The following is a 25,216-nucleotide window of genomic DNA, read 5'->3' on the forward strand; positions in this document are numbered from 1 at the left end:
TCGGTGGGGCGCCGTAGACTCTTGTGGTGACAGTTCCCGGGATCGTCCGCGCCCTCGCGCGCTCAGAAACGTTCCGAGACGCAGCCGGGGCGGCCTCCGTCGATGGGGACTTCTCCCTCGTCGACGGCCTCGACGCCCCGCTGCTCGCGGCCCTGCTCGAGCGGCGCCGCGAGGCCGGAAAGCCGGCCGTTCTGCTGGCCGTTGCGCCCACCGGCCGCCGCGCCGAGGCGCTGGGGCCCGCGCTCGAGGCGCTGCTTCCCGGCGCGGAGGTGCGCCACTTCCCGGCGTGGGAGACCCTGCCGCACGAGCGCCTCAGCCCGAGCGCCGAGACCGTCGGCCGCCGCCTCGCCGTGCTGCAGCGCATCGCCGAGTGGGAGGGCACCGCGCCGCTGGTCGTCACCGCATCCGTGCGCGGCGCGATCCAGCCGATCGTCCCCGGACTCGGGGATGCGGGCACGATCCGCCTCAGCGTCGGCGGCCGCGGACACGATCTCGCAGCGATCGTCGTGCGCCTCGTCGAGTTCGCGTACCACCGCGTCGACATGGTCTCGCGTCGCGGCGAGTTCGCGGTGCGCGGCGGCATCCTCGATGTCTTCCCGCCCGCCGCCGACCACCCGTATCGCGTGGAGTTCTTCGGCGACGAGGTCGACCAGATCCGCGCGTTCTCCGTCGCCGACCAGCGTTCGCTGCCCGGCGACATCGACCGGATCGACCTGCTGCCCAGCCGTGAGCTGCTGCTCACCGACGAGGTGCGCGACCGCGCGCTCGGCCTGGCCGACGCGTTCCCGTCGCTCGCGGGCATGCTCACGAAGATGGCCGAGGGCATCCCGGTCGAGGGCATGGAGTCGCTCATCCCGGCACTCGTCGACGGCCTCGTGACGATCGTGGACTACCTGCCGCGCGCGAGCGCCGTCGCCGTCGTCGACCCCGTGCGCGCAGCCACCCGCGCGACGACCCTCGCCGAGACCAACCAGGAGTTCCTGGATGCGGCGTGGAGCGCCGCCGTCGCCGGTGCCGACACCCCGGTCGATCTCGGATCGGGCGACTTCCTTTCGCTGCCCGAGCTGCACGAGGCCGCCCGTGCGCGCACCGACGTGTGGTGGGAGCTCTCCTCGTTCGACTCGGGGGCAGCGGATGCGGCCGCCGAAGGCCTCTCGGACGACGCCGGCGTCACGCGGATCGCCGCCGCATCCGTCCCGTCGTTCGCGGGCAGTGTCGAGGGCGCGATCGATCACGTCGCGCAGCTGCTCACCGAGCAGTGGGCGGTCGTCGTGACGGCGTCGGGTGCGGGTCTCGCCGACCGCGCCCGCGACGTGCTCGCCGAGCGGGGGATCGCCGCCCGACGGGTGGAGTCACTGAGCGAGCCGCCCGAGCCGGGACTCGCCACGGTCGTCGTGAGCACGCTGGAGCGCGGCTTCCAGGTCGCGGATGCGCGGCTCGCCGTGCTGACCGAGTCGGAGTTCTACGGCCGCACGATCGGCAGCGACACCCGCGCCGTCAAGAAGCTCGCCTCGCGCCGGCGCAACGTCGTCGACCCGCTGCAGCTGAAGCCGGGCGACTTCGTGGTGCACGCCACGCACGGCATCGGCAAGTTCGTCGAGCTCGTGCAGCGCGAGGTCTCCAGCGGCGGCCGCAACGCGGTCAAGAGCAAGCGCGAGTACCTCGTGCTGGAGTACGCCGCCTCCAAGCGCGGCCACCCCGGCGACAAGCTGTACGTGCCCACCGACCAGCTCGACCTGCTCTCGCGCTACGTCGGCGGCGAGGCGCCCGCGCTGTCGAAGATGGGCGGCAGCGACTGGGCCGCCGCCAAGAGCAAGGCCCGCCGAGCCGTTCGCGACATCGCGGTCGAGCTCGTGAAGCTCTACTCCGCGCGGATGGCGGCGAAGGGGTACGCCTTCGGACCCGACACCCCCTGGCAGCGCGAGCTGGAGGAGGCGTTCCCGTTCGCCGAGACCCCCGACCAGTTGCAGACGATCGACGAGATCAAGGCCGACATGGAGCGGCCGATCCCGATGGACCGCCTGCTGTCGGGAGACGTGGGCTTCGGCAAGACCGAGGTCGCCGTCCGCGCAGCCTTCAAGGCGATCCAGGACGGCAAGCAGGTCGCGATGCTCGTGCCGACCACTCTGCTGGTCAAGCAGCACCTCGAGACCTTCTCCGAGCGTTTCGCGGGCTTCCCGGTCAAGGTGCGCGCGCTCTCGCGCTTCCAGACCGACAAGGAGGCGAAGGATGTGGTCGCCGGCCTCGCCGACGGCACGGTCGACATGGTCATCGGTACGCACCGCATCCTCACCGAGAAGGTCGTCTTCAAGGACCTCGGGCTGATGATCATCGACGAGGAGCAGCGTTTCGGCGTCGAGCACAAGGACGCCCTGAAGAAGCTCAAGACGAACGTCGACATCCTCGCGATGAGCGCCACCCCCATTCCCCGCACGCTCGAAATGGCGGTCACCGGCATCCGCGAGATGTCGACGCTCGCCACCCCGCCCGAGGACCGGCATCCGATCCTCTCCTACGTCGGGCCGCGCAACGACAAGCAGATCGCCGCGGCGATCCGGCGCGAGCTGCTGCGCGAGGGACAGGTGTTCTTCGTGCACAACCGGGTCTCGTCGATCCAGCGGGTCGCGGCGGATCTCGCCGAGCTCGTGCCGGAGGCGCGCGTCGCCGTCGCCCACGGGCAGATGGGAGAGCACCAGCTCGAGCAGGTGGTCGACGACTTCTGGGAGCGCCGGGCCGACGTGCTCGTCTCGACCACGATCGTCGAGACCGGGCTCGACATCTCCAACGCGAACACGATCATCATCGACCGCGCCGACAAGTACGGCCTCAGTCAGCTGCACCAGTTGCGCGGCCGCGTCGGTCGCGGGCGCGAGCGTGCCTACGCGTACTTCCTGTACGACGAGACCAAACCGCTGAGCGAGACCGCGGCAGACCGGCTCGAGACGATCTCGGTCAACAACGACCTCGGCTCGGGCATGCAGGTCGCGCTCAAAGACCTCGAGCTGCGCGGCGCGGGCAACCTGCTCGGCGCCGAGCAGGCGGGGCACATCGCAGGCGTCGGCTTCGACCTGTACCTGCGCATGATCGGCGAGGCCGTGGCCACGTTCCGCGGCGAGGAGACCGAGGGACAGACCGAGCTGCGGCTCGAGCTGCCCGTGCAGGCCCGCATCCCCGAGGACTACATCGACAGCGAGCGCCTGCGCCTGGAGGCTTACCAGAAGCTGTCTGCGGCGGCATCCGCGACCGCGAAGGACGACGCGATCGACCTCGTGATCGAGGAGCTCACCGACCGGTATGGGCAGCCGCCGGCCGAGGTCGAAGGTCTCGTGGCCGTCGCCCGGCTTCGCCGTCGTGCGGCGCGTTCGTCGCTCGCCGACGTCGTCGCGATGGGACCGAACCTGCGCGTCGCGCCCGCGCACCTGCCCGATTCGCTGCGCGTGCGGATGCAGCGGCTGTACCCGAAGGCGAAGCTCGTCGCCTCCGGCGAGGCCCTCGTCGTGCCGCTTCCCACCGCGGGCGGCGAGCCGCTGGGCGATGCCGAGCTCATCGCCTGGACGAGCCAACTGCTCGACGCGCTGTTCCCCGTTCCCGAGCCGGCCCCCGCGGGCTGAGGTACCTCATGGACAACGACCTGTTCATCCGCATCCTGCTCGCCGTCGTGATGGTGGCCTCGGGCTGCCTCATGATCTGGATGGCGCGCGCCGCCGCATCCGGTCGCCTGAAGCGCAACGCCATCGCCGGTATCCGCACGTCCGTCACCATGGCGAGCGACGAGGCATGGCTGACCGCCCACCTCCGCGCGAAGCAGGCGACGACCTGGGGCGGCGTCGCCGGCATCGCAAGCGGCCTGGGCGCGCTGCTGCCGGTGCCGTCCGCCGGGCTCGCGGCGATCGTGCTGGCCGGATGCGCCGCGATGCTGGGCTTCGTGCTCTATGGCGCGGCGGTCGGCACCCGCGCGGCGGCCGCCCGCACACCCGAAGCCTGAGGACCGGTCGGCGTCAGATGACGCCCTGGGCCGCCATGGCGTGGGCGACGCGCTCGAAGCCCGCGCTGTTGGCGCCGACGACGTAGTCGCCCGGGCGTCCGTAGCGCTCCGCCGCGTCGAACGCGGCGTCGTGCACGTCGCGCATGATCTGGCGCAGCTTCGCCTCGCTGTCGGCGAACGTCCAGCGCTGGCGCGAGGCGTTCTGGCTCATCTCCAGCGCCGAGGTGGCGACGCCGCCCGCGTTGGCCGCCTTGCCGGGCGCGAACAGCACGCCGGCGCTGCGGAACGCGGCGATCGCGCCGGGGGTGGAGGGCATGTTGGCGCCCTCCACGACCGCGCGCACGCCGTGGGCGATGAGGGTCTGGGCATCCGTCTCGTCGAGCTCGTTCTGCGTCGCGCAGGGAAACGCCACGTCCACGGGCACCTCCCACGGCCGGGCGTCCGGCACGAAGCGGGCGCTGGGGCGGCGGGCCGCGTACTCCGCGATCCGCGCGCGCTCGGTCTCCTTCACCTGCCGCAGCAGACCCAGGTCGATGCCGGCGTCGTCGACGACGTAACCGCTGGAATCGGATGCGGTCACCGGCACCGCGCCGAGCTGTTGCGCCTTCGCGATGGCGTACACGGCGACGTTGCCCGATCCCGACACGCTCACGCGGCGGCCCTCGAGGCTCTCGCCCGCGACGCCGAGCATCGCCTCGGCGAAGAACACGGCGCCGTAGCCGGTGGCCTCCGTGCGCACCTCGGCGCCGCCCCACTGCACGCCCTTGCCGGTGAACATGCCGGACTCGTGGCGGTTGGTGATGCGGCGGTACTGGCCGAAGAGGTAACCGATCTCGCGCGCCCCCACCCCGATGTCGCCGGCGGGGACGTCGGTGTGCTCGCCGAGGTGCCGGTACAGCTCGTTCATGAACGACTGGCAGAAGCGCATGATCTCGGCATCCGATCGCCCGTGCGGGTCGAAGTCGCTGCCGCCTTTGGCGCCGCCGATGCCCTGGCCGGTGAGGGCGTTCTTGAAGATCTGCTCGAATCCGAGGAACTTGACGATCGACGCGTTCACGGTCGGGTGGAAGCGCAGCCCGCCCTTGTAGGGCCCGAGCACGGAGGAGAACTGGATGCGGAAGCCCCGGTTCACGCGAACGGTGCCGGCGTCGTCGACCCACGGCACACGGAACATGATCTGCCGCTCGGGCTCGACGATGCGCTCGAGGATGCCGAGCTCGGCGAACGCGGGATGGCGCTCGATGACGGGAGCCACCGAGTCGAGCACCTCGTGCACGGCCTGCTGGAACTCGGGCTCGTGGGGGTTGCGGGCGAGGACAGTGGCGAAGGTGGAGCGCACGGCTTCGGGCAGCGCGGCGAAGGTCTCGGTCAACGTGGTTCTCTCTGGCCGGGTATCGCGCGCGGCGCGATGTCCCAAATGGATGCGGACGCTCCCACACTAGCGGCGTCGGACCTGTCGCCTCGACGCGCGCTGCCCTAGGGTGACGGCATGCGCTACGAGCACCTCGGCGTCGCGCCGTCGGTCCACCCGTCGGCCAGCGTCGCACCCACGGCCGTGCTGAGCGGTGACGTCACGATCGGGGCGGGATGCCGCATCCTGCACGGCGCGATCCTCACCTCGGAGGGTGGACCGCTGACCCTCGGCGAGCACGTCATCGTCATGGAGAACGCCCTCGTGCGCGCGACCGCCGCCAACCCGGTGCACATCGGCGATCACACGCTGATCGGGCCCACGGCGAGCATCGCCGGGGCGACGATCGCCGAGGAGGTCTTCATCGCGACGGGCGCGCGCGTGTTCAACGGCGCGCGCATCGACCGTCGCAGCGAGGTGCGGATCGGCGCCACGGTGCACCTGCGCACGCACCTCGGTGAGGGCTCGGTCGTGCCGATCGGGTGGGTCGCCGTGGGGGATCCTGCGATCGTGGTCTCGCCCGACAAGCACGACGAGATCTGGGCGCGCCAGCAGGAACTCGACTTCCCCGGGTACGTGTTCGGCCTCGATCGCGACACCCCCGACCTCATGGTGCAGCTCACGGAGCGCTACGGCCGCAGCCTCGCGCGCCACGACGACGACCGCCTCCTCGACTGAGGCGCGGCCGCATCCGCCCGCCTGCGACCCCTCAACAGGAGAAATCCCGCCATCAGGACGGATTCCGGGTGGATCGTCCTGATGGCGGGATTTCTCCTGCGCAAGGGTGGCGCCGCGCGGCGCCGGATGCGGCTCAGCCGGTGTTCTGCAGGCCGGCCGCCACGCCGGAGACCGACAGCAGCAGCAGGCGCTGGTTGGCGGTGTCGGCGGGTGCATCGGCCGGGGCGTCGCGGAGGGCCCGCAGGGCCCGCAGCTGCAGGAGCGACAGGGCGTCGACGTAGGGGCTGCGCAGCTTCACGGCGCGCTGCAGCACGGCCTTGTTCGCGAGCGGGGCGTCGCCGCCGACGATGCGCACGACCCAGTCGCGGGTGAGCGACATCTCCTCCATAACGAGGGAGGCGAGGTCGTCGCGGTCGCCGAGGCGGAGGTACTCGCGGGCGATGCGGTCGTCGGCCTTCGCGAGGCTCATCGCGACGTTGTCGATCATCGCGCGGAACAGCGGCCACTCGGCGTAGGCGGTGCGGAGCAGCTGCTCGTCGCCCACGGTCTCCAGCGCCGTGCCGAGGCCGAACCAGCCGGCGAGGTTGATGCGCGCCTGCGACCATGCGAACACCCACGGGATGGCGCGGAGGTCTTCGAGCGACTCGACCGACAGCCCGCGGCGGGCGGGACGCGAGCCCAGGGCGAGGAGTCCGACCTCCTCCATCGGGGTGACGGTGGCGAACCAGGGCGCGAAGCCGGGTGCCTTCACGAGCGAGTAGAACCGCTCGCGCGAGGAGTCCTCGAGCACCTGGGCGATCTCGGCGAACATCTCGGCGCCGCGGCGGTTGCGCGCCTCGTTCGACGGAGCCGACGCCATGAGGATGGCGGCGGCCACCTGATCGATGTGGCGCATGGCGATCTGCGGGTCGCCGTAGCGGGCGAAGATGACCTCGCCCTGCTCGGTGAGCTTGAAGCGGCCGTCGACCGAGTGCGGCGGCTGCGCGAGGATCGCGCTGTTGGCGGGACCGCCGCCGCGGCCGAGGGCGCCGCCGCGGCCGTGGAAGAGGGTGAGCTCGATGTTGCTGGCCTGCGCCCACGCGGCGATCTCGGCCTGCGCCTCGTACAGGGCGAGGTTCGCCGCGACGGGTCCGACATCCTTCGAGGAGTCGGAGTAGCCGAGCATGACCTCGAGGCGACGGCCGGTGGCATCCAGACGCGCGGCGAACTCGGGGTGCTCCGCGATCTCGGCCAGGATGCCGGGGGCCGCCTGCAGGTCGGCGAACGTCTCGAACAGGGGGATCACGTCGAGCACGGGCGCCGTGCCGTCCGCACCCACCGCGTACCGCGCGAGGCGATGCACGTTGGCGAGGTCTTCGGCGGACTGCGTGAACGACACGATGTAGCGGCCCGCGGCGCGCGGTCCGAAGCGCTCCTGGATGTAGGCGATCGCGCGGAAGACCTCGAGCACCTCTTCGGTCAGCTCGCTGCGCTCACCGCCGGCTTCGAGCTCCGCGAGGACCTTCTTGTGGACGGCGGAGTGCTGGCGCACCTCGAGCTCGGCGAGGTGGAAGCCGTAGGTCTCGACCTGCCACACCAGCTGCTGCAGGGCGCCGTAGGCCTGGCGGGCGGCGCCCGCATCCGCGAGCGACTGCTGCACGGTGCGCAGGTCCGCGAGCAGGTGCTCGGGGTCGCGGTAGGCGAGGTCGGCGTTGCGGGTGCGGGTCGCGGCGATCCGGCGCGCGACCATCAGCAGGATGCGGCGGTGCGGCTCGTTGGGGGAGCGCTTCGCGATCTCGGCCGCTGCTTCCTCGTCGGCGCTGCGCAGGCGGTTCCAGAGGGCCACGAGGGCGTCGCTCGGGGGAGTGGATGTGGCGTCGAGGGTCAGCGTGCGCCCGATCCGCAGCGCGGTGCGCTCCAGACCCAGCAGCACGTGCTCGCTCGCGATGCCGGCGGCCTTGCGCGTGACCTTCGCGGTGACGAAGGGGTTGCCGTCGCGGTCGCCGCCGACCCACGTGCCCACGCGCACGAAGGGACGCACGAGCGGGGGGCGGTTGCCGGCGCCCTCGCCGAGCGCGTCGTCGACGCGGCGATACACGCGGGGGACGGTCGTGAACAGGGTGTCGTCGAAGACGGCCATGATCGCGCGCACCTCGTCGGTGGGCGACGGCTTCTCGGCGCGCAGCGGCGCGGTGCGCCAGAGGGTGTCGATCTCCTCCAGCATCCGACGGCGCGCGCGGCGCTGGTCGACGCCGCCCTCGGTGAGCGAGTCGTACTCGTCGAGCAGCTCGGACAGACGACGGATGCCGGTCGAGATCGCGCGGCGGCGCGCCTCGGTCGGGTGGGCGGTGAAGACGGGGTGGAACCGCAGGGACTGCAGGCGCTCGAGCGCCACGTCGTCGCCGACCTCGGACGCGAGCTGGCGCAGCGCCGAGCGGATGGAGTCGGTGCGGCCCTCGGGCTCCGGCTGGCCGTCGCGCTCGCGCAGCACCCGCACGCGCTGGTGCTCCTCGGCGAGGTTCACGAGGTGGAAGTAGACGGTGAAGGCGCGGGCGACCTCGTCGGCACGCTCGATCGTGAACGAGTCGGCGATCTCGGCGGCGCGCTCGAAGGCCTCGTCGCTCGGGTCGGTGTAGGCCTGGATCGTCGCCACACGGAGGCGTTCGACGTCCTCGTACAGACCCGCCGAGCCGCTCTCCTGCAGCACCTGTCCGAGCAGGGAGCCGAGCACGCGCACGTCCGCGCGCATCTGATCGGGGATCTCCTGCCCTGCCTCGTGGCGTCCGACGACGCGAATGGCCTCGGTGGGGGTGGGTTCGAGCATGGGAACAACGGTACTGGGAGCGGAAGGGCACTTCGGACACGCGAGGCACCTCGTTACGATGGGCACCCGAACGGCGGCGGGTCCGGTCGCCTCGTCGCCCGCGACGAACGCTCTTCTTCCTCCGGAGTCCCATGCATCTGCTTCGTTCCGAGCGCTTTCCCGCCGTCGTCCTGCTGATCGCGGCGGGGCTCGGACTGTTCCTGGCCAACTCGCCGCTCGCGCCGGGTGTGGTCGCGGTCAAGGAGGCGCACGTCGGCATCCCCGGACTGCTCGATCTCTCGGTCTCGCACTGGATCCAGGACGGCCTGCTCGCGATCTTCTTCTTCGTCGCGGCCATCGAGCTCTGGCACGAGCTCACCGAGGGGCAGCTGAGCTCGCTCCGCAAGGCCGTGCAGCCGGCGATCGCGGCCGCGGGCGGTGTGATCACCCCGATCGTCGTGTTCGCACTCATCGCGATGGGCACCTCGTCGGCGTCGGGGTGGCCGATCCCCACCGCGACCGACATCGCCTTCGCCCTCGGGGTGCTCGCCGTCTTCGGCCGGGGCCTCCCGCCGGGCGTGCGGGCGTTCCTGCTGGCGCTCGCGATCCTCGACGACATCGTGGGCATCGTGTTCATCGCCGTGCTCTTCACCGACGGCGTCGACCTCTTCCTCCTGCTCGCCGCCCTCGTGGGCGTCATCCTGTTCTCGCTGCTCAGCCGACGGCTCACCCGTCGCAACCGGGTGCCGCTGGGCATCGTGCTGGTGCTGCTGGGCATCCTCGTGTGGGTGCTCGTGTACCTCTCGGGCGTGCACGCGACGATCGCGGGCGTCGCGCTGGGGCTCGCGATGGCGTCGAAGCCCGCCGCCCGGGTGCGGGCGGGACTGGAGCCCTGGGTGAACGGGCTGGTGCTGCCGCTGTTCGCGCTGTCGGCCGCATCCGTCGCCATCCCCGCGGTCGGGCTCGACGAGCTGCAGCCGGTCTTCTGGGGCGTGCTGATCGCCCTTCCGGTGGGCAAGCTCCTGGGCATCACCGTGTTCGGCTGGCTTTCTCAGCGGCTGGAAGACCCGGAGGAACGCCTGCGGTTCGCCGATCTCCTCGCCGCCGGCGCGCTCGGCGGCATCGGGTTCACCGTGTCGCTGCTGCTGTCGGAGCTCGCGTTCGCCGACGACGCGATGCTGCGCGACGAGGCGACGCTCGGCGTGCTCGGTGGGTCGTTGGTCTCCCTCGTGGTGGCGGCGGTGCTCGTAGCATGGCGGGCACGGCACTACCGACGCGAGGAGCGCAGGGTATGAACGACGCGGATGCGGCCTCCGACGGTCTCCGGCGCGCGGCCGAGGTGATGCACGAGGTGCGTGAGAGGTGCGTCTGGTCGCAGCAGATCGACCACGCCGCTCTCGTGCCGTACCTCGTGGAGGAGAGCGCCGAGGTGATCGACGCGGTCGAGAACGGTGACCGCAAGGAGCTGCGCGAGGAGCTCGGAGATCTGCTGTGGCAGGTGCTGTTCCACGCGGAGATCGCCTCGCGCGACGTCGACGACCCGTTCGACATCGACGACGTCGCCGGCGACCTCGCCGACAAGATGGTGCGCCGGCATCCGCACGTGTTCGCGGGCGAGACGGCCACGACGCCCGAAGAGGTGCTCGTGCACTGGAACGCCGCGAAGGCCGCGGAGAAGCGCGAGCGGCGCAGCGTGCTCGACGGGATCCCCGCCGCGATGCCGGCGCTGGCCCGCGCGCAGAAGGTCGTCGGGCGCGCGCCCGGCGCAGCCATTCCGGCGCGTCCGCTCGAGATCACCTCGGAGGAGCAGCTCGGCGACGCCCTGCTCGCCCTCGTGGCGCGGGCGAAGGCCGAGGGGTGGGATGCGGAGCGGGCCCTGCGCACCCGCACGCGCGCGCTGGAGGAGGGTGTGCGCCGGGCCGAAGCCGGTTTGGGATGATGGTCTGGTGCCAGCAGTGAACCCCCCGCGCGGCATGCGCGACTTCCTCCCCGCCGACAAGGCCCGCCGCGAGCGCGTGCTCGCCGTCATCCGCGACCGCTATCGCGCGCACGGCTTCGACGAGATCGAGACGCCGGTCATGGAGGACTACGACCGGCTGCACGCCGGCATGGGCGGCGACAATGAGAAGCTCGCGTTCAACGTGCTCAAGCGCGCCCTGTCGCCCGAGGCGATCACGTCGGCCGCCGACGACCCGGCCGCCCTCAGCGACCTCGGGCTGCGGTTCGACCTCACCGTGCCGCTGGCCCGGTTCTACGCCTCGCACCGCGCCGAGCTTCCTGGCGTCTTCCGTTCCGTGCAGATCGCGCCCGTGTGGCGCGCGGAGCGCCCGCAGAAGGGGCGCTACCGCCAGTTCGTGCAGTGCGACATCGACATCATCGGCGACGCCGGAGCCCGCGCAGAGGCGGAGCTCATCGTCGCGACCCTCGACACGCTCGACGCCCTCGGTCTCGTCGGCGCCAGCGTGCGCATCAACGACCGCCGTGCGCTCGACGGGATGCTGGAGGTCTTCGGCTTCGAGGCGTCCGAGCGTGCCGGCGTGCTCATCACGATCGACAAGCTCGACAAGATCGGTCCGGACGGTGTGGAGGCGGAGCTGCGCGAGCGCGGGGCGACCGCATCCGCCGTCGACGCGTTCGCGGCCTTCCTCGCCCGTCCCGCAGCGGAGGACACCGCGTTCGGTGAGGCGCACATCCGCGCGCAGCTGCCCGACGGCATCGCCGACGAGGTCGTCGCTCACCTCGTGGGCATCGGCGAGGCGGTCAGCGCCGCGGTGGGGCTCGACGAGGTGCCGCTCGTGTTCGACCCGTTCCTCGTGCGCGGCATGGGCTACTACACGGGCACGATCTTCGAGCTCGCGCACCCCTCCGTGCCCTACTCGCTGGGCGGCGGCGGGCGCTACGACGGCATGATCGGCCGCTTCCTCGGTCAGGACGTGCCGGCGGTCGGGTTCTCGATCGGCTTCGAGCGCATCGTCGACCTCGTTTCGGCGGGGGAGGATGCGGGGCTCGACGCCGTCGTGCTGGTGCACGACCGCGACGTGCCGGTCGCCGAGCTCGTGGCGGTGAAGTCCGCGCTCGTGACGGCAGGCTCGCGCGTGCGGCTCGAGCAGCGCACCAAGAACCTGAAGGCGCTGCTGGAGCGCGCGGCCGCCGACGGCTACACGGCGTTCGCGACGGTGGCCGCGGGCGACGACCCGTCCGAGCTCGAGCTCAAGCCGCTCGCGTAGGGCTGCGGCGGCCGAACACGAGCCGCAGCACCACGCCGACGGCGAGCACCCCCGTTCCGGCGAGGGCCGCCTGCCACGGCAGCGTCACGGCGAGCACCGCGCAGCCGGCGGCGCCGAGGGCGGCGAGAGCACGCGGGAAGCGGCGGTGCGCCGCATCCTGTCGCAGCGCCGCGAGGTTCGCGACGAGGTAGTACACGAGCACGCCGAGCGAGGAGAACCCGATCGCGCCGCGCAGGTCGACGAGGGCGACCGCGACCATGACGATCGCGCCGACGGCGATCTCGGCGCGGTAGGGCGTGTGCCGCGACGGATGCACGGCGGCGAAAAAGCTGGGCAGGTCGCCGCCGCGCGACATCGCGAACGAGGTGCGCCCGATGCCGGCGATGAGGGCGAGGAGTGCGCCGAGGGATGCGGCGGCTGCCCCCACGCGCACGACCGGCTGCGCCCACTCCCAGCCCGCGGCCGAGACGAGTTCGGCGAGGGGTGCGGATGCGGCCGCCAGCCGTTCCGGGCCGAGCACGAGCAGGCACAGCACGGCGAGGACCGCGTACACCGTGAGGGCGCCCGCGAAGGCGCCGAGGATCGCGCGGGGGATCGTGCGGGCCGGATCGCGCACCTCCTCGCCCATCGTCGCGATGCGGGCGTAGCCGGCGAAGGCGAAGAAGATGAGCCCTGCCGACTGCAGCACCCCGTACGGGCTGACCTCGCCGCCCGTCCAGCCGGCGCCGGTGGGCAGCGACACGGCACCCGCGGCCACGACGACGGCGAGGCACAGCAGCACGATCGCGACCAGGATGCGGGTGAGCCGGGCCGTGCGGGTGACGCCGAGCAGGTTCACGATCGTCAGGGTCGCGACCGCCGCGACGGCCACCGGCCGCTCGAACCCGGCCGGCGCGGCGTAGGCCGCGAAGGTCATGGCCATGGCGGCGCAGCTCGCGAGCTTGCCGATCACGAACCCCCAGCCTGCGACGAATCCGGCCCACGGTCCGAGTTCGGCGCGGCCGTACGCCCACGCGCCGCCGGCGACCGGATGCGCGGCGGCGAGCTGCGCTGTGGAGGTGGCGTTCGCGAAGGCGACGACCGCCGCGATCGCGAGACCCACGAGCAGGCCCGCGCCGGCGGCCTGCGCGGCGGGGGCGAAGACGGCGAACACGCCGGCGCCGATCATCGAGCCCAGACCGATCGCTATGGCGTCACCGAGTCCGAGGCGTCGCTGGAGGGTGGGGCCGGTCACGCCGGGCACCCTACTGCAGCGGTGTGAACCGCCGGGGATCCGATCGGTCACCCAGCCGTCACGACCCGTTCACCGCGAGGGGTTCGGATGGGTGCGTGGCCCGCATCCGATTCCCCGCGCGCACGGTCGCAACGTTCGCCGGCGTCGTCGCGTTCGCGCTCGCCGCCGCCCGCGAGGTGCTGCGGCGCCAGGCCGCGCACGCCCGCCGGCAGATCGGCAAGCCGCTCGGCGAGCAGGCGCCGGAGGCCGATCGCGTGTGGCGTCCCGGCTACGACGGCACCCCGATCGAGCTGCTCGTGCTGGGGGACTCGATCGCCGCGGGACTCGGTGCCGAACGGCGCAAGGACACCCTCGGCGCGCGCCTCGCCCGCGCGCTCGCCCGCCGCACGCAGCGCCCCGTGCGTCTGCGCACCGCGGCGGTGGTCGGCTCCGAGTCCGCCGCGCTCGCCGGCCAGCTCGACGCCCTGCCCGACGACTATCGCGCGGACGTCGCCGTGATCGTGGTCGGCGGCAACGACGTGACGCACCGCATCCCGATCTCACGCTCGGTGGCTTCACTGGAGGACGCGATCGAGCGGCTGCGACAGGAGGGCACCGAGGTCGTGGTGGGCACCTGCCCGGATCTGGGTGCGCTGCGACCGGTGCCGCAGCCGCTGCGCTCGCTCGGCTCACGCCTGTCGCGCCAGCTGGCGCAGGCGCAGGCGCGCGCCGCGACCGCAGCCGGCGCGTGGGCCGTGTCGTTGCGACACGTCGTGGGATCGTTCTTCATCTCGAACCCCGACGAGATGTTCAGCCTCGACCGGTTCCATCCGAGCGCGGTCGGCTACCGCCGTACCGCCGACGCGCTGCTGCCGTCGGTGCTCGCCGCGCTCGGCGAAGACGTGCGGCTGCCCTCCGGACACCGGGCCCCTGACACGCGGGACGCGCTCGCCGGCAGGGGTTGACCTCGTCGGGCGCGGCCCGATTGGCTGGCGGGCATGAGCGACACGAACCCGGCACCGACGCCGGACGGCTGGCGCGCCGTCGACGCGTACCTGACCGAGACGCTGGTCGAGACGGACCCCGCGCTGGAGGATGCCCGCGCGGCTCAGGATGCGGCGGGCCTTCCCGCCATCGAGGTCGTGCCGCTGACCGGGAAGCTGCTGCACCTGCTGGCGCGGATGATCGGCGCCCGCCGGGTGCTCGAGATCGGCACGCTCGGCGGCTACTCCACGATCTGGCTCGCGCGCGCCGTGGGGGAGCGAGGGCGGGTGACGACGATCGAGGCCGAGCCGCGCAACGCCGCGGTGGCACGGCGGAGCATCGACGACGCGGGTGTGGGCGAGCGCGTCGAGATCCGCCAGGGGAGGGCGGCGGACGTCCTCCCGCACCTGGAGGGACCGTTCGATCTCGTCTTCATCGACGCCGACAAGGAGTCCAACACGATCTACCTCGACTGGGCCGCGCGTCTCGGTCGCACGGGGACCGTGGTCGTGGTCGACAACGTCGTGCGCGCCGGGCGCATCGTCGATCCGGAGAACCACGAGAGCCAGGTCGAGGGCGTGCGGCGCACGCTGTCGATGCTCGCCGACGACGATCGGTTCGACGCGACGGCCGTGCAGACCCTCGATGCGAAGGGCTGGGACGGCTTCGCGGTGGCGCTCATCACGCATCCGGGGCTTTCTTCCGGTGGGTCTCGCGCCGAGCGTCACTAGACTCGGAAGCGGACCGATGTCGCTCCGAGATCACACCCCCAAACTCAAGGAGTCCCCTGTGGCACTTATCGAGGCTGTAGGCGCGCGCGAAATCCTCGACTCGCGCGGTAACCCGACCGTCGAAGTGGAGGTGCTCCTCGATGACGGTGTCGTGCAGCGTGCGGCAGTGCCCTCCGGCGCATCCACCGGCGCGTTCGAGGCGTACGAGCTGCGCGACGGCGACAAGAGCCGCTACGGCGGCAAGGGCGTGCTGAAGGCCGTCAACGCCGTCATCGACGAGCTCGGCCCGGCGATCGAGGGTGTCGAGGCGAGCGAGCAGCGCGTCATCGACCAGATCCTCATCGAGACCGACGGCACCGAGAACAAGTCGCGCACCGGAGCGAACGCCATCCTCGGCGTGAGCCTGGCCGTGGCCAAGGCCGCCGCCGACTCGGCCGACCTGCCGCTGTTCCGCTACCTCGGCGGCCCGAACGCGCACCTGCTGCCCGTTCCGCTGTTCAACGTCATCAACGGCGGCGAGCACGCCGACAACGGCATCGACTTCCAGGAGTTCTTCCTCGCGCCCATCGGTGCGGACACGTACGCCGAGTCGCTGCGCTGGGGCACCGAGGTCTACCACGTCCTCAAGGGCGAGCTGAAGGCGGCCGGCTACAACACGGGCCTGGGCGACGAGGGCGGCTTCGCCCCCGACCTCCCCAGCAACCGCGAGGGCCTCGACTTCCTGCTCAAGGCCATCGAGAAGGCGGGCTTCACGCCCGGCTCCGACATCGCCGTGGGCCTCGACGTCGCCGCGACCGAGTTCTACAAGGACGGCGTGTACACCGTCGAGGGCAAGCCGTGGAGCCCCGCGCAGCTCGTCGACTACTTCGCCGACCTGGTCGCCAACTACCCGATCGTCACGATCGAGGACGCCCTCGCCGAGGACGACTGGGACAACTGGAAGGCCCTCACCGAGGCCATCGGCACCAAGGTGCAGCTCGTCGGCGACGACCTGTTCGTCACCAACCCGAAGCGCCTGCAGCAGGGCATCGACCTCGGTGTCGCCAACGCGCTGCTGGTGAAGTTCAACCAGATCGGCTCGCTCACCGAGACGCTGGATGCGGTGGCTCTGGCCACCAGCAACGGCTACCGCTCGATGTGGTCGCACCGCTCGGGTGAGACCGAGGACACCACGATCGCCGACCTCGCCGTCGCGACCAACGCGGGTCAGATCAAGACCGGTGCGCCCGCTCGGAGCGAGCGCGTCGCGAAGTACAATCAGCTTCTGCGCATCGAAGAGGAACTGGGCGAGGCGGCTGTGTTCGCCGGCCGTGCCGCGTTCCCGCGCTTCAAGGGCTGAGTGACGACCGAACGTCACTGAACGAGAGGAGGAGCCGTGGCAGCACGAACGGCTCCTCCTTCTCGTTCCCGGCGTTCTTCGGATGCGCCCCGCCGCCGCGTCGACGTGCGCGACTGGCTCGGCGGCATCCGGCTCTCCGGCTTCATGATCATCATGCTCGGCCTCGTCGTGCTGGGCGTGCTCGTGCTGGTGCCGACCGTGGGCACCTACCTCGACCAGCAGCAGCGGATCGCGGCACTCCAGAACTCGGTGCAGCTGACCGAGTCGCAGATCGCCGACCTGCAGGCGCAGAGCGAGCGTTGGGACGACCCGGCGTACATCACGACGCAGGCGCGTGAGCGGCTGTACTACATGAATCCGGGCGAGATCGCCTACATCGTCGACAACGACCTGACCGAGGCGCAGCAGCCGCGCGAGCAGGATGCGGTCAGCGACGAGGTGCAGCAGACGCGCACCGACTGGATGGCCCAGCTGGTCGGCTCCGTCATCACCGCGGGGGCTGCGAAGACCGCGGTCGCCGACCCCTCGGCTCCTGCGGACGGCGGGACGCCCGCTACTCCCGCGCCCTGAGCCCGGCCTCCCAGGCGGCTCACGGTAGCCTGGGAGGGTGAGTTCCGCGCCTTTCCCCCCGGTCACCGACGCCGAGCTCGCGGTGCTCCGCTCCCAGCTGGGGCGCCCGGCGCGCGATGTCGTCGGGATCGCTGCGCGCTGCGTGTGCGGCAACCCGACCGTGGTCGCCACCGCACCGCGACTGGCCGACGGCACGCCGTTCCCCACGTTCTACTACCTCACGCATCCCGCCGCGACCGCAGCGATGTCGACGCTCGAGGCCGAGCACGTGATGCCCGAGTTCGCGGCGATGCTGGCGGACGAAGACACGGCCGCCGCGTATCAGGCGGCGCACGAGGCGTACCTGGCCGACCGTGAGAGCTTCGGCGAGGTGCCCGAGATCGCCGGTATCTCCGCCGGTGGCATGCCTACCCGTGTGAAGTGCCTGCACGCCCTCGCCGGTCACTCGCTGGCGGCCGGCCCCGGCGTCAACCCGATCGGTGACGCGGCGCTCGAGCGCAGCACGTGGTCGCCGACTCGCTGCGTGTGCGCCGACCCCGGCGCGGCGCTCGCCGAGGGCACCCCGGGGTGAGAAAGCTCGCCCTGCGGGTCGCGGCCGCCCTGGTTCTCGTCGCGCTGACGGTGGGCATCGCGCCCGCCGCGTATGCGCAGACGACGCCCGCGCCGGTGCCGCAGGAGAGCCCGGGCGTCGACCCGATGCGCGCGCAGGAGTACTGGCTCGACGCGTACGGCATCCGCAAGGCGTGGGAGACCACGCGCGGCAAGGGCGTGAAGATCGCGATCATCGACACGGGCATCGGCAAAGCGCCCGAGTTCGACGGCGCGGTGGTCGGCGGCACGGATGTGTCGGGCCTCGGCACGGCGGACGGGCGCACGCCCGTGGGCGCGGTCGACGCGAACCACGGCAGCTGGGTGGCGTCGCTGGCCGCATCCCGCGGGCTGCCGAACGAGACGGGCATGATCGGGGTCGCGCCGGAGGCGTCGCTGCTGTCGGTGTCGGTCGGGTTCGGCACGAGCTCGCCGGTGCCGTTCTCCGAGCAGATCGCCAACGCGATGCGGTGGTCGGTCGACAACGGCGCGAAGGTCATCAACCTGTCGTTCACGACGAACACGCTCGACTGGGATCCGAGCTGGGACGACGCGTTCCAGTACGCCTTCGAGCACGACGTGGTCGTGATCGTGGCGGCGGGCAACCGCGGTTCGGGCACGGCGCGCGTGGGTGCGCCGGCGACGATCCCCGGTGTGCTGCCGGTCGCGGGCGTCGACCCGCAGGGCAAGGCGAGTGTGGAGGCGTCGACGCAGGGCATCACGCTGGGCGTCTCGGCGCCCAGCGAGCAGCTGCTCGGTGTCTCGGCAGACGGCCAGGTTGTCGTGTGGAAGGGCACGAGCGGTGCGGCGCCGATCGTGGCGGGCATCGCCGCGCTCGTGCGGGCGGCGCATCCCGACCTGGATGCGGCGAACGTGATCGAACGGCTGATCGCGACGGCGAAGGCACCCGCCGGGGTGGGTTCGCTGCCGGACGATCAGTACGGGTATGGCTTGGTGGATGCGGCCGCGGCGGTGTCCGCATCCGTTCCCGAGGTGTCGGCGAACCCGATGGGAGACCTGTCGGAGTGGATCCGCGTGCACCGTCGGGCGCAGGAGTCCCCGGCGCCGTTGCCGACGGTGGGGGAGGCGTCGGTGCCGCCGCTGCCGCCTGCCGAGGCCGGTTCCCGGCCGGCGTCTCCGCTGCTTCCTAGCATGGATACGCTTTTGTACGGGTCGATCCCGTTATTGGTGTTCTCGGTGGCCGCTATACTGATAGCGCTCGGCGTCAGTGCTGCTGTCCGTCGCATCCGATTGGCGCGTGTCGAACGCGCGCGCAGCCGTTGAATCGTCTAGGAGTTCGTTCCACCGTGACCAGCACCGTGCCCAGGATCCTCATTGTCGGCGGCGGCTACGCCGGCTTCTATACCGCCTGGAAGCTTGAGAAGCATCTGCGCAAGGGCGAAGCCGAGGTCACCATGGTCGACCCGCTTCCCTACATGACGTACCAGCCGTTCCTGCCCGAGGTCGCCGCCGGCGAGATCGAGCCGCGGCACGCGGTGGTGGGTCACCGTCGTCACCTGAAGACCACGCGCGTCGTGGCCGCGAAGGTGACCGGCATCGACCACGCGAACAAGGTCGCCACGATCACGCCCGAGATGGGTGAGCCGTGGCAGGAGGAGTACGACCAGATCGTCGTCACCGCCGGTGCCGTCTCGCGCACGTTCCCGATCCCGGGTATCGCCGAGAACGCGATCGGTCTGAAGACGATCGAGGAGGCCGTCGCGATCCGCGACCGCCTGATCAAGAACTTCGAGCTGGCGTCGAACCTGCCCGCCGGCCCCGAGCGCGACCGCCTGCTGAGCGTCGTCGTCGTCGGCGGTGGCTTCGCGGGTATCGAGGTGTTCGCCGAGCTGCGCGCCCTGGCGTCGTCGCTCGTGAAGGACTACCCGACGCTGACGTTCGACGACACGCACTTCCACCTCATCGAGGCGATGGGGCGCATCATGCCCGAGGTTTCGCAGAAGACGAGCGAGTGGGTGCTGAAGAGCCTCGCCGAGCGCGGTGCGTTCGTGCACCTCGACACGCAGGTCAAGGGCGCCGTCGACGGCAACGTCGAGCTCTCGACCGGTGAGGTCATCCCCACCGACCTGATCGTGTGGACCGCCGGTGTCATGGCCAACCCGACCGTCGTGCGCGGCGGAGACCTGCCCGTCGAGGAGCGCGGCCGCATCCGTGCGCGTGCCGACCTTCGCGTGGGTACGCCGGAGGAGATCGTCGAGGGCGCCTGGGCCGCCGGTGACGTCGCTGCTGTTCCCGACCTGTCGGGTGGCGGCGTGGGCGGCTACTGCGTGCCGAACGCGCAGCACGCCGTGCGTCAGGCCAAGCTCATGGCCAAGAACATCACCGCTGTGATCCGTGGCGAGCTGCCGCGCGAGTACGTGCACAAGAACCTCGGTGCCGTCGCGGGCCTGGGTCTGTACAACGGTGTGTTCCAGTCGGGCAAGTTCGCGATGAAGGGCTTCTTCGCCTGGCTCGCGCACCGTGGTTACCACGGTCTGGCGATGCCGTCGTGGGAGCGCAAGTGGCGCGTGATCGGCGACTGGCTGCACAACTTCTTCCTGGGCCGTGACAACGTCACGCTCATCACGGTGCAGAACCCGCGCGAGACGTTCGAAGCGTTCGCCGCGCGTCCGCGTCCGGCAGCTGCCGAGGCTCCGGCCGAGAAGCCGGCGATCGACCCCAAGAGTGTCGCGAAGGATGAGGGCGCCGCAGCTGTGGCCCCCGCCGAGAAGGACAAGAAGGTCGCCGCCAAGGGCTGACCCTCTCTCGCTTGGATGATGCCCCCGTCACTTCGGTGACGGGGGCATCGTCATGTGTGGCCGACTTCCGGTGGCGCGCTAGCGTGGAGGCGGGCCCCCATAGCCCAATGGCAGAGGCAGGCGACTTAAAATCGCTTCAGTCTGGGTTCGAGTCCCAGTGGGGGCACGGGGCTGTAACTCTCCTGCTTCGCAGGATCAGCTCCCGGTTTGAGTGCCCGTCGCAGACGTCAGCCGAAGATGCTCGGCGGCATGGAGAGCACGCGCGCGTCAGCGATCATGCCCGCGGGATAGGAGGGATTCGCTACCTTCAGCTTGTAGTCGGCCATCGCGAAGTTCGGGGCCCCGTAGCCCGCGTTGTTCAAGCTGAAAGGAGCGGCGAGTTCGGTGACGCTTCCGCCGGGGTTGTAGGGCGAGCGCCAGCAGAAGAGCAGTCGCGAGTAGTGGTAGTTCGCGGCGATGATGTCGACGACGACGAGCGCGTGTCCTGCGACGGTCTTGTCTCCCCACGACAGCAGGTCGAACCCGCCGCCGGAGGGCGCTGTGACCGTGCGCGCATAGTTCGCGCGCGCCTCCACCTGGTAGCCGCTGTTGTTCCAGTAAGCTCGTTCGACCTCGCGCAACGCGCCGAGGCGGAGCGCTGCCTGTCCCAGCGCAGTGACGAATCCCGCAAGAGTCACGACGCCACCCGGACCAGCCGCGAGGATGCAGTTGTTCGCGAACTGCTCGACGCGAACCACACCGTAGAACATCGGAAGCCGAGCCGAGTCGTTCTGGATGAGCGGTTGGTTCGGCGTGCGGGCGAAGAACGTGACCTCGAGCGGAGCGTTGTACGGCAACGTTCCCGCTCCAATGAGAATGGAGGAGTAGGCCGCGTTCTCAGGCTGGTTGACGATGCACTTGCCCTTGAGTCCGGATCCGTGGAACGACTCCGCTCCGCCATTGCTGATGCGATACTCCAGCGCTCGCAGAACGGTGGACTCGAAGTAGCAGTCTTCGAACAGGTCGAATTCGGTGAAGTCGTTCAGGGCGTTGTTGTGGAACAGCCCCGCGACCTGAAGGTTCTCGAACTGAAGGCGCCGAGCGACCGCACCGCAGATGGCCCAGAAGCGGAGCCCGACGCCGTTGCCTGTCGCTGACTTGATCGTGAAGTCGCTGACCACGAGGCCGCTGTGCCACCCGGAATGACCTTCGATAGACAGTGCCGCCGGGCCCGTGCCATCGCTTTCCAGAACCGTGACGCCGATTCCCTGGCCGACGAGGTGCGGGAGTTTGTACTCCCGCGGCATGGCGAGCGCGGTGATCTTGTAGGTGCCCGGCTGGAGCTCGATGCGCCCGCCGACGCCGGCGAGCTGATCAATCAGCGACTGCAGGTTGGCGGTGTCGGTGGAGCGGACGCCAGTGGGGGCGGGGGCCTGGATAGTGGACACGAGATTGCCTTTCGGTCGGGTGTTGCGAGTGAGGGGTGGAGCGTTGCGCGACCGCGTCAGATGCTCCGGGCGGTGCGCATGGAGACGTCCCTGAGCACGGAGAGCGCGCGGGACGTGTCCCGGAACGACGGTATGTGCTCATCGGTGACGACCGTGAGCGCAGCGACGGTCTCGTTGATTGCCTGCACGACGGCGCGCTGCTGGTTCTTGGGGCGCCGGCCTCGGGTGGCGATGAACAAGCGCGTCGCCACGCAGAGCGTGGTTCACGCGAGGTCTCCCGTCATTTTGAGCGCCAGAAGGCGACGTGATCCGCTCGCGTCTCGGCACTGGCGTCTGGGCTGGGAGTGCTTCGGCGCCCCCAGCCCAGATGTCTGCGTGGACCGAACACACATCCGCCACAATCGACTCATGATCGCAACCACCCGCGCGGGACTGCGCCGGATGCGGGCGCTCGATCCGCGTTCGCCCCACCGGGTGGCGAGTCCGCTCGAGCTGCTGTTCGACCTCGTGTTCGTGGTGGCGGTGTCGCAGGCGTCCAGCACGCTGCATCACCTGATCAGCGAGGGCGAGGCCGCCCACGGGCTCCTCTCCTACGCGATGGTGTTCTTCGCCGTGTGGTGGGCCTGGATGAACTTCACCTGGTTCGCCTCCGCGTTCGACACCGACGACTGGCTTTACCGCGTCATGACCATCGCCCAGATGGGCGGCGTGCTCGTGCTCGCCGCGGGCGTGCAACAGGCGATGCTCCATGACGACTTCCTCATCGTCACCATCGGCTATGTCATCATGCGCCTGTCGATGGTCGCGCAGTGGCTGCGCGCCGCGATCTCGGATGCGGCATCCCGCCCCACTGCCCTCCGCTTCGCCATCGGGGTCGCCGGCGTCCAGGTGCTCTGGGTGGCGCGCCTCGCCCTGCCCGAGGGTGCGCCCCAGCTCGTCGGGTTCTTCGTGCTCATGATCGTGGAGATCGCCGTGCCGGTCTGGGCGGAGCGGCACGGCCGCACCCAGTGGCACCCGCACCACATCGCCGAACGCTACGGCCTGTTCACCCTCATCCTCCTCGGCGAGAGCCTCCTCGCGAGCGCCAACGCGATGATCGACGCGCTCAGCACGGGGGAGCACACGGGTCAGCTCATCGGCCTCGCCGCATCCGGCGTCGTCATCACCGCGTCTATCTGGTGGATCTACTTCGCCCGCGAACAGGCCGCCCGCCTGCGCAGCACCTCCGACGGCTTCGTCTTCGGCTACCTCCACTACTTCCTCTTCGCTGCCGTCGGCGCGGTCTCCTCCGGCGTCGAGGTCGAGATCGACCACGTCACCGGCGCCACCGAGATATCGGGGTCCGCTGCCGGTCTCGCCCTCACCCTGCCGCTCGCGCTCTTCCTGCTCGCCACCTGGGCGGTGCTGCTGCGCGGAACCGTGCGACGCACCGTCTGGTGGGTCATCCTCGTCGGCGTCGCGCTCGTCGCCGCATCCGGCCTGCTGCCGGTCGGCGAGTACATCGCCGCCGCGGCCGTGATGATCGGCGTCGTCGTCCTCCTCGAGATCGACGCCTCGCGAAAGCCCTCCACGCAGCCGAGCTGATGCCGGGGGTGGGCATGGGCTGAGAGTCCGCAACCGCCCGTCATCAGCGCGGGCCGCGGCAGTAGGATGACCCGGAGAGAACGGAGCGCTCGTCATATGTGGGAATGGCTGATCCCTGTCGCGGTCGTCGTACTGATCGTCCTGGTCGTCGGAATCTATCTGTGGGCGACGTACAACTCGCTCGTCCAGCTCAACGTCCGCGTGGACGAAGCGTGGAGCGACATCACGGTGCAACTCAAGCGCCGCGCCGACCTGCTGCCGAGCCTCATCGAGACCGTCAAGGGGTACGCCGCCCACGAGAAGGCGGTCTTCGAGAACGTCACCCAGGCGCGCGCCGAGACCATCAACGCGCAGGGCCCCGCCGAAGCGGGCATCGCCGAAGGACACCTGCAGCAGGCGCTCAAGTCGCTGTTCGCCGTCGCCGAGGCCTACCCGCAGCTCCAGGCCAGCCAGAACTTCCTGCACCTGCAGCAGTCGATCGTCGACACCGAAGACAAGATCCAGGCCTCTCGCCGGTTCTACAACGGGGGAGTGCGCGAGCTGAACACCAAGATCAAGGTGTTCCCCAACAACCTCTTCGCCCGCAACCTCGGCTTCCACGAGCGCGAGTTCTTCGAGGTCGTCGACGGGGCCGCCATCGCGGAACCTCCCCGCATCCAGTTCTGAGACTCAGCCCGGTTCGTCGCCCGCGAGGGCGACGGGCTCGGGTCGTGAGTCGTGACGCTCGGCACCCAGTACGGCCGCGATCTCGTCCGTCGCATCGCCCCACCGCGACACGCTGATCGTCTCCAGCTGCTGCCACGCCGCCGCATCACGCAACAGCCCGGCGACCCGCTCCACATCGCCCGGCAGCCGCGAGGGCTCCCACCACGCCGACTGCACCCGCAGCACGGATGCGGCACGATCCGCCTTCAGGTCGATCCGCGCCGCCACCCGGTCGCCGATCACCACCGGCAGCGAGTAGTAGCCGTACCGCCGCTGTGGCGCGGGCGTGTAGATCTCGATCCGGTACGAGAAGTTGAACAGCCGCTCCGCACGGTCTCGGAACCACACCACCGGATCGAACGGCGTGAGCAGGGCCGCCGCATCCATCGTGCGGGGGAGCGTCGCCTCGCGATGCACCCACGCCGGCGCCGGGCGCCCCGCCCGCGTCCACCCCTCCACCTGCACCGGCTGCAGCTCGCCCGCGTCCACCAGCTCGCCGATCGCCTGCAGCGTCGCGCGCTGATCACCCAGCCGCCAGTAGTCGTCGAGATCACGCGCCGTCGCGACGCCGTACGCCCGCGCCGCACGACGCACCAGCTCGCGCACCGCGTCGTCTTTCGGCGCCTCGACCCCGGCGACGGATGCGGGCAGCACCTGCTCCGCCAGCCCGTACACGCGCTCGAAGCCGCGGCGCCCCGCGATCGCCACCTCGCCGGTGAACCACAGCAGCTCGAGCGCGCTCTTCACGACGCTCCAGTCCCACCACGGACCCCGCGGCGCGCGCGACGCGTCGTCTTCGATCTGCGCCGGCCGCAGCGGCCCCCGCGCCGCCAGCTCGCCGCGCACCCAGTCGAGCGTCGCGGCGTCGATGCCGCGCCAGCCCTTGGCCTCGTGCCGCGCGCGGTAGTGCTGCATCCGGAACGCGAACAGCGGCCAGTCCGCCGCGTCGATGAAGGACGCCTGGTGCGCCCAGTACTCGACGAACGGCGCGCGGCGCTGGAACAGCAGCCGATCGAGCCTCGCGGGGTCGTAGGGACCGAGCCGCGAGAACAGCGGCATGTAGTGCGAGCGGGCGAACACGTTGACCGAGTCGATCTGCAGCACCGACATCCGGCGGATCTCGCGCCGCAGGTGCACTCCCGTGACCTCGGCGGGCCGCGGAGCCCCCAGACCCTGCGCGCGCAGGGCGATACGTCGGGCTTCGGACCGGCTCAATCTGGCACGCACCGCGTC

General features: G+C 70.9%; 21 protein-coding genes and 1 tRNA gene. 16 read left to right on the forward strand and 6 right to left on the reverse strand.

The annotated features are described in order from the left end of the window. The first annotated feature begins 26 nt into the window (after positions 1-26). Both mfd and LXM64_RS05810 read left to right on the forward strand, forming a co-directional pair. Positions 27-3,611: a transcription-repair coupling factor gene (gene mfd, locus LXM64_RS05805; RefSeq protein WP_234075005.1), complete on the forward strand. Its 3,585-nt coding sequence runs from the start codon at positions 27-29 to the stop codon at positions 3,609-3,611. Between the two features lie 8 nt (positions 3,612-3,619). Next, positions 3,620-3,985 carry an SdpI family protein gene (locus LXM64_RS05810; protein WP_234075006.1) on the forward strand — a complete coding sequence of 122 codons (366 nt, stop codon included), beginning with the start codon at positions 3,620-3,622 and terminating at the stop codon, positions 3,983-3,985. Positions 3,986-3,998: 13 nt separating this feature from the next. Here the strand turns inward: LXM64_RS05810 and gdhA are convergent, their stop codons facing one another. After that, on the reverse strand, positions 3,999-5,357 hold the full coding sequence (gdhA, locus tag LXM64_RS05815; protein WP_234075007.1) for an NADP-specific glutamate dehydrogenase: 1,359 nt from the start codon (positions 5,355-5,357) through the stop codon (positions 3,999-4,001). A gap of 117 nt (positions 5,358-5,474) precedes the next feature. Between gdhA and LXM64_RS05820 the strand changes: the two genes are divergently transcribed. Then, positions 5,475-6,074, forward strand: a complete 600-nt coding sequence (locus LXM64_RS05820) for a gamma carbonic anhydrase family protein (protein WP_234075008.1) — start codon at positions 5,475-5,477, stop codon at positions 6,072-6,074. A 133-nt stretch (positions 6,075-6,207) separates the two neighbouring features. On the opposite strand, the gene LXM64_RS05825 is transcribed toward LXM64_RS05820, so the two are convergent. Then, positions 6,208-8,877: a phosphoenolpyruvate carboxylase gene (locus LXM64_RS05825; RefSeq protein WP_234075009.1), complete on the reverse strand. Its 2,670-nt coding sequence runs from the start codon at positions 8,875-8,877 to the stop codon at positions 6,208-6,210. 131 nt (positions 8,878-9,008) lie between these two features. Here LXM64_RS05825 and LXM64_RS05830 point away from each other — a divergent pair, with 131 nt between their 5' ends. The 3 genes from LXM64_RS05830 to hisS are packed head-to-tail and all read left to right on the forward strand — an operon-like array spanning position 9,009 to position 12,083. Further along, the gene (locus tag LXM64_RS05830) at positions 9,009-10,151 is read left to right on the forward strand and encodes a Na+/H+ antiporter NhaA (protein ID WP_234075010.1); all 1,143 of its coding nucleotides are present in this window, start codon (positions 9,009-9,011) and stop codon (positions 10,149-10,151) included. After that, positions 10,148-10,795 (forward strand): MazG family protein, encoded by a 648-nt coding sequence (locus LXM64_RS05835; protein ID WP_234075011.1) that lies wholly within the window; start codon positions 10,148-10,150, stop codon positions 10,793-10,795. The genes LXM64_RS05830 and LXM64_RS05835 overlap by 4 nt, the downstream gene beginning before the upstream one ends. A gap of 34 nt (positions 10,796-10,829) precedes the next feature. Beyond that, the gene (hisS, locus tag LXM64_RS05840; protein ID WP_234075411.1) at positions 10,830-12,083 is read left to right on the forward strand and encodes a histidine--tRNA ligase; all 1,254 of its coding nucleotides are present in this window, start codon (positions 10,830-10,832) and stop codon (positions 12,081-12,083) included. Here hisS and LXM64_RS05845 read toward each other — a convergent pair. Further along, positions 12,067-13,317 carry an APC family permease gene (locus LXM64_RS05845; RefSeq protein ID WP_234075012.1) on the reverse strand — a complete coding sequence of 417 codons (1,251 nt, stop codon included), beginning with the start codon at positions 13,315-13,317 and terminating at the stop codon, positions 12,067-12,069. The genes hisS and LXM64_RS05845 overlap by 17 nt on opposite strands. Before the next feature lie 95 nt (positions 13,318-13,412). Between LXM64_RS05845 and LXM64_RS05850 the strand changes: the two genes are divergently transcribed. The 8 genes from LXM64_RS05850 to LXM64_RS05885 all read left to right on the forward strand — a co-directional run bounded on the left by LXM64_RS05850 (position 13,413) and on the right by LXM64_RS05885 (position 20,433). Continuing rightward, positions 13,413-14,261 carry an SGNH/GDSL hydrolase family protein gene (locus LXM64_RS05850; RefSeq protein ID WP_326490544.1) on the forward strand — a complete coding sequence of 283 codons (849 nt, stop codon included), beginning with the start codon at positions 13,413-13,415 and terminating at the stop codon, positions 14,259-14,261. 33 nt (positions 14,262-14,294) lie between these two features. Next, entirely contained in the window at positions 14,295-15,011 is a 717-nt protein-coding gene (locus LXM64_RS05855; protein ID WP_234075013.1) for an O-methyltransferase, read from the forward strand. Positions 15,012-15,069: 58 nt separating this feature from the next. Further along, positions 15,070-16,350 carry a phosphopyruvate hydratase gene (eno, locus tag LXM64_RS05860; protein WP_234075014.1) on the forward strand — a complete coding sequence of 427 codons (1,281 nt, stop codon included), beginning with the start codon at positions 15,070-15,072 and terminating at the stop codon, positions 16,348-16,350. Between the two features lie 36 nt (positions 16,351-16,386). Next, positions 16,387-16,920, forward strand: a complete 534-nt coding sequence (locus LXM64_RS05865) for an FtsB family cell division protein (protein WP_234075015.1) — start codon at positions 16,387-16,389, stop codon at positions 16,918-16,920. Between the two features lie 37 nt (positions 16,921-16,957). Continuing rightward, the gene (locus LXM64_RS05870; protein ID WP_234075016.1) at positions 16,958-17,491 is read left to right on the forward strand and encodes a DUF501 domain-containing protein; all 534 of its coding nucleotides are present in this window, start codon (positions 16,958-16,960) and stop codon (positions 17,489-17,491) included. Continuing rightward, positions 17,488-18,792: a S8 family peptidase gene (locus tag LXM64_RS05875; protein WP_234075017.1), complete on the forward strand. Its 1,305-nt coding sequence runs from the start codon at positions 17,488-17,490 to the stop codon at positions 18,790-18,792. The genes LXM64_RS05870 and LXM64_RS05875 overlap by 4 nt, the downstream gene beginning before the upstream one ends. 35 nt (positions 18,793-18,827) lie before the next feature. Beyond that, positions 18,828-20,267 carry an NAD(P)/FAD-dependent oxidoreductase gene (locus LXM64_RS05880; RefSeq protein ID WP_234075413.1) on the forward strand — a complete coding sequence of 480 codons (1,440 nt, stop codon included), beginning with the start codon at positions 18,828-18,830 and terminating at the stop codon, positions 20,265-20,267. A 93-nt stretch (positions 20,268-20,360) separates the two neighbouring features. Beyond that, positions 20,361-20,433: transfer RNA gene (locus LXM64_RS05885), tRNA-Leu, on the forward strand. A 61-nt stretch (positions 20,434-20,494) separates the two neighbouring features. Here LXM64_RS05885 and LXM64_RS05890 read toward each other — a convergent pair. Both LXM64_RS05890 and LXM64_RS05895 read right to left on the reverse strand, forming a co-directional pair. Then, positions 20,495-21,694, reverse strand: coding sequence for a hypothetical protein (locus LXM64_RS05890; RefSeq protein ID WP_234075018.1), 1,200 nt, complete (start codon positions 21,692-21,694; stop codon positions 20,495-20,497). A 56-nt stretch (positions 21,695-21,750) separates the two neighbouring features. Further along, positions 21,751-21,945 (reverse strand): hypothetical protein, encoded by a 195-nt coding sequence (locus LXM64_RS05895; protein ID WP_234075019.1) that lies wholly within the window; start codon positions 21,943-21,945, stop codon positions 21,751-21,753. Between the two features lie 157 nt (positions 21,946-22,102). On the opposite strand from LXM64_RS05895, the gene LXM64_RS05900 reads away from it, so the two are divergent. Both LXM64_RS05900 and LXM64_RS05905 read left to right on the forward strand, forming a co-directional pair. After that, a complete protein-coding gene (locus LXM64_RS05900) occupies positions 22,103-23,278 on the forward strand; it encodes a low temperature requirement protein A (RefSeq protein WP_234075020.1) in 1,176 nt (391 codons plus the stop codon). 96 nt (positions 23,279-23,374) lie between these two features. Beyond that, positions 23,375-23,944 (forward strand): LemA family protein, encoded by a 570-nt coding sequence (locus tag LXM64_RS05905; protein ID WP_137417500.1) that lies wholly within the window; start codon positions 23,375-23,377, stop codon positions 23,942-23,944. A 3-nt stretch (positions 23,945-23,947) separates the two neighbouring features. Here the strand turns inward: LXM64_RS05905 and LXM64_RS05910 are convergent, their stop codons facing one another. Further along, positions 23,948-25,210, reverse strand: a complete 1,263-nt coding sequence (locus tag LXM64_RS05910) for a winged helix-turn-helix domain-containing protein (RefSeq protein WP_234075021.1) — start codon at positions 25,208-25,210, stop codon at positions 23,948-23,950. Positions 25,211-25,216: the final 6 nt, after the last annotated feature.

This window comes from Microbacterium binotii (assembly GCF_021398715.1).
GTDB classification, from domain to species: Bacteria; Actinomycetota; Actinomycetes; order Actinomycetales; family Microbacteriaceae; genus Microbacterium; species Microbacterium binotii_A.

What these genes read in the sequence shown, in the direction of transcription:
- LXM64_RS05905 (WP_137417500.1), top strand. Translation starts at nt 23,375, where the DNA reads ATGTGGGAATGGCTGATCCCTGTCGCGGTCGTCGTACTGATCGTCCTG.
- LXM64_RS05820 (WP_234075008.1), top strand. Translation starts at nt 5,475, where the DNA reads ATGCGCTACGAGCACCTCGGCGTCGCGCCGTCGGTCCACCCGTCGGCC.
- hisS (WP_234075411.1), top strand. Translation starts at nt 10,830, where the DNA reads ATGCGCGACTTCCTCCCCGCCGACAAGGCCCGCCGCGAGCGCGTGCTC.
- LXM64_RS05835 (WP_234075011.1), top strand. Translation starts at nt 10,148, where the DNA reads ATGAACGACGCGGATGCGGCCTCCGACGGTCTCCGGCGCGCGGCCGAG.
- LXM64_RS05830 (WP_234075010.1), top strand. Translation starts at nt 9,009, where the DNA reads ATGCATCTGCTTCGTTCCGAGCGCTTTCCCGCCGTCGTCCTGCTGATC.
- LXM64_RS05825 (WP_234075009.1), bottom strand. Translation starts at nt 8,877, where the DNA reads ATGCTCGAACCCACCCCCACCGAGGCCATTCGCGTCGTCGGACGCCAC.
- LXM64_RS05810 (WP_234075006.1), top strand. Translation starts at nt 3,620, where the DNA reads ATGGACAACGACCTGTTCATCCGCATCCTGCTCGCCGTCGTGATGGTG.
- LXM64_RS05900 (WP_234075020.1), top strand. Translation starts at nt 22,103, where the DNA reads ATGATCGCAACCACCCGCGCGGGACTGCGCCGGATGCGGGCGCTCGAT.
- LXM64_RS05855 (WP_234075013.1), top strand. Translation starts at nt 14,295, where the DNA reads ATGAGCGACACGAACCCGGCACCGACGCCGGACGGCTGGCGCGCCGTC.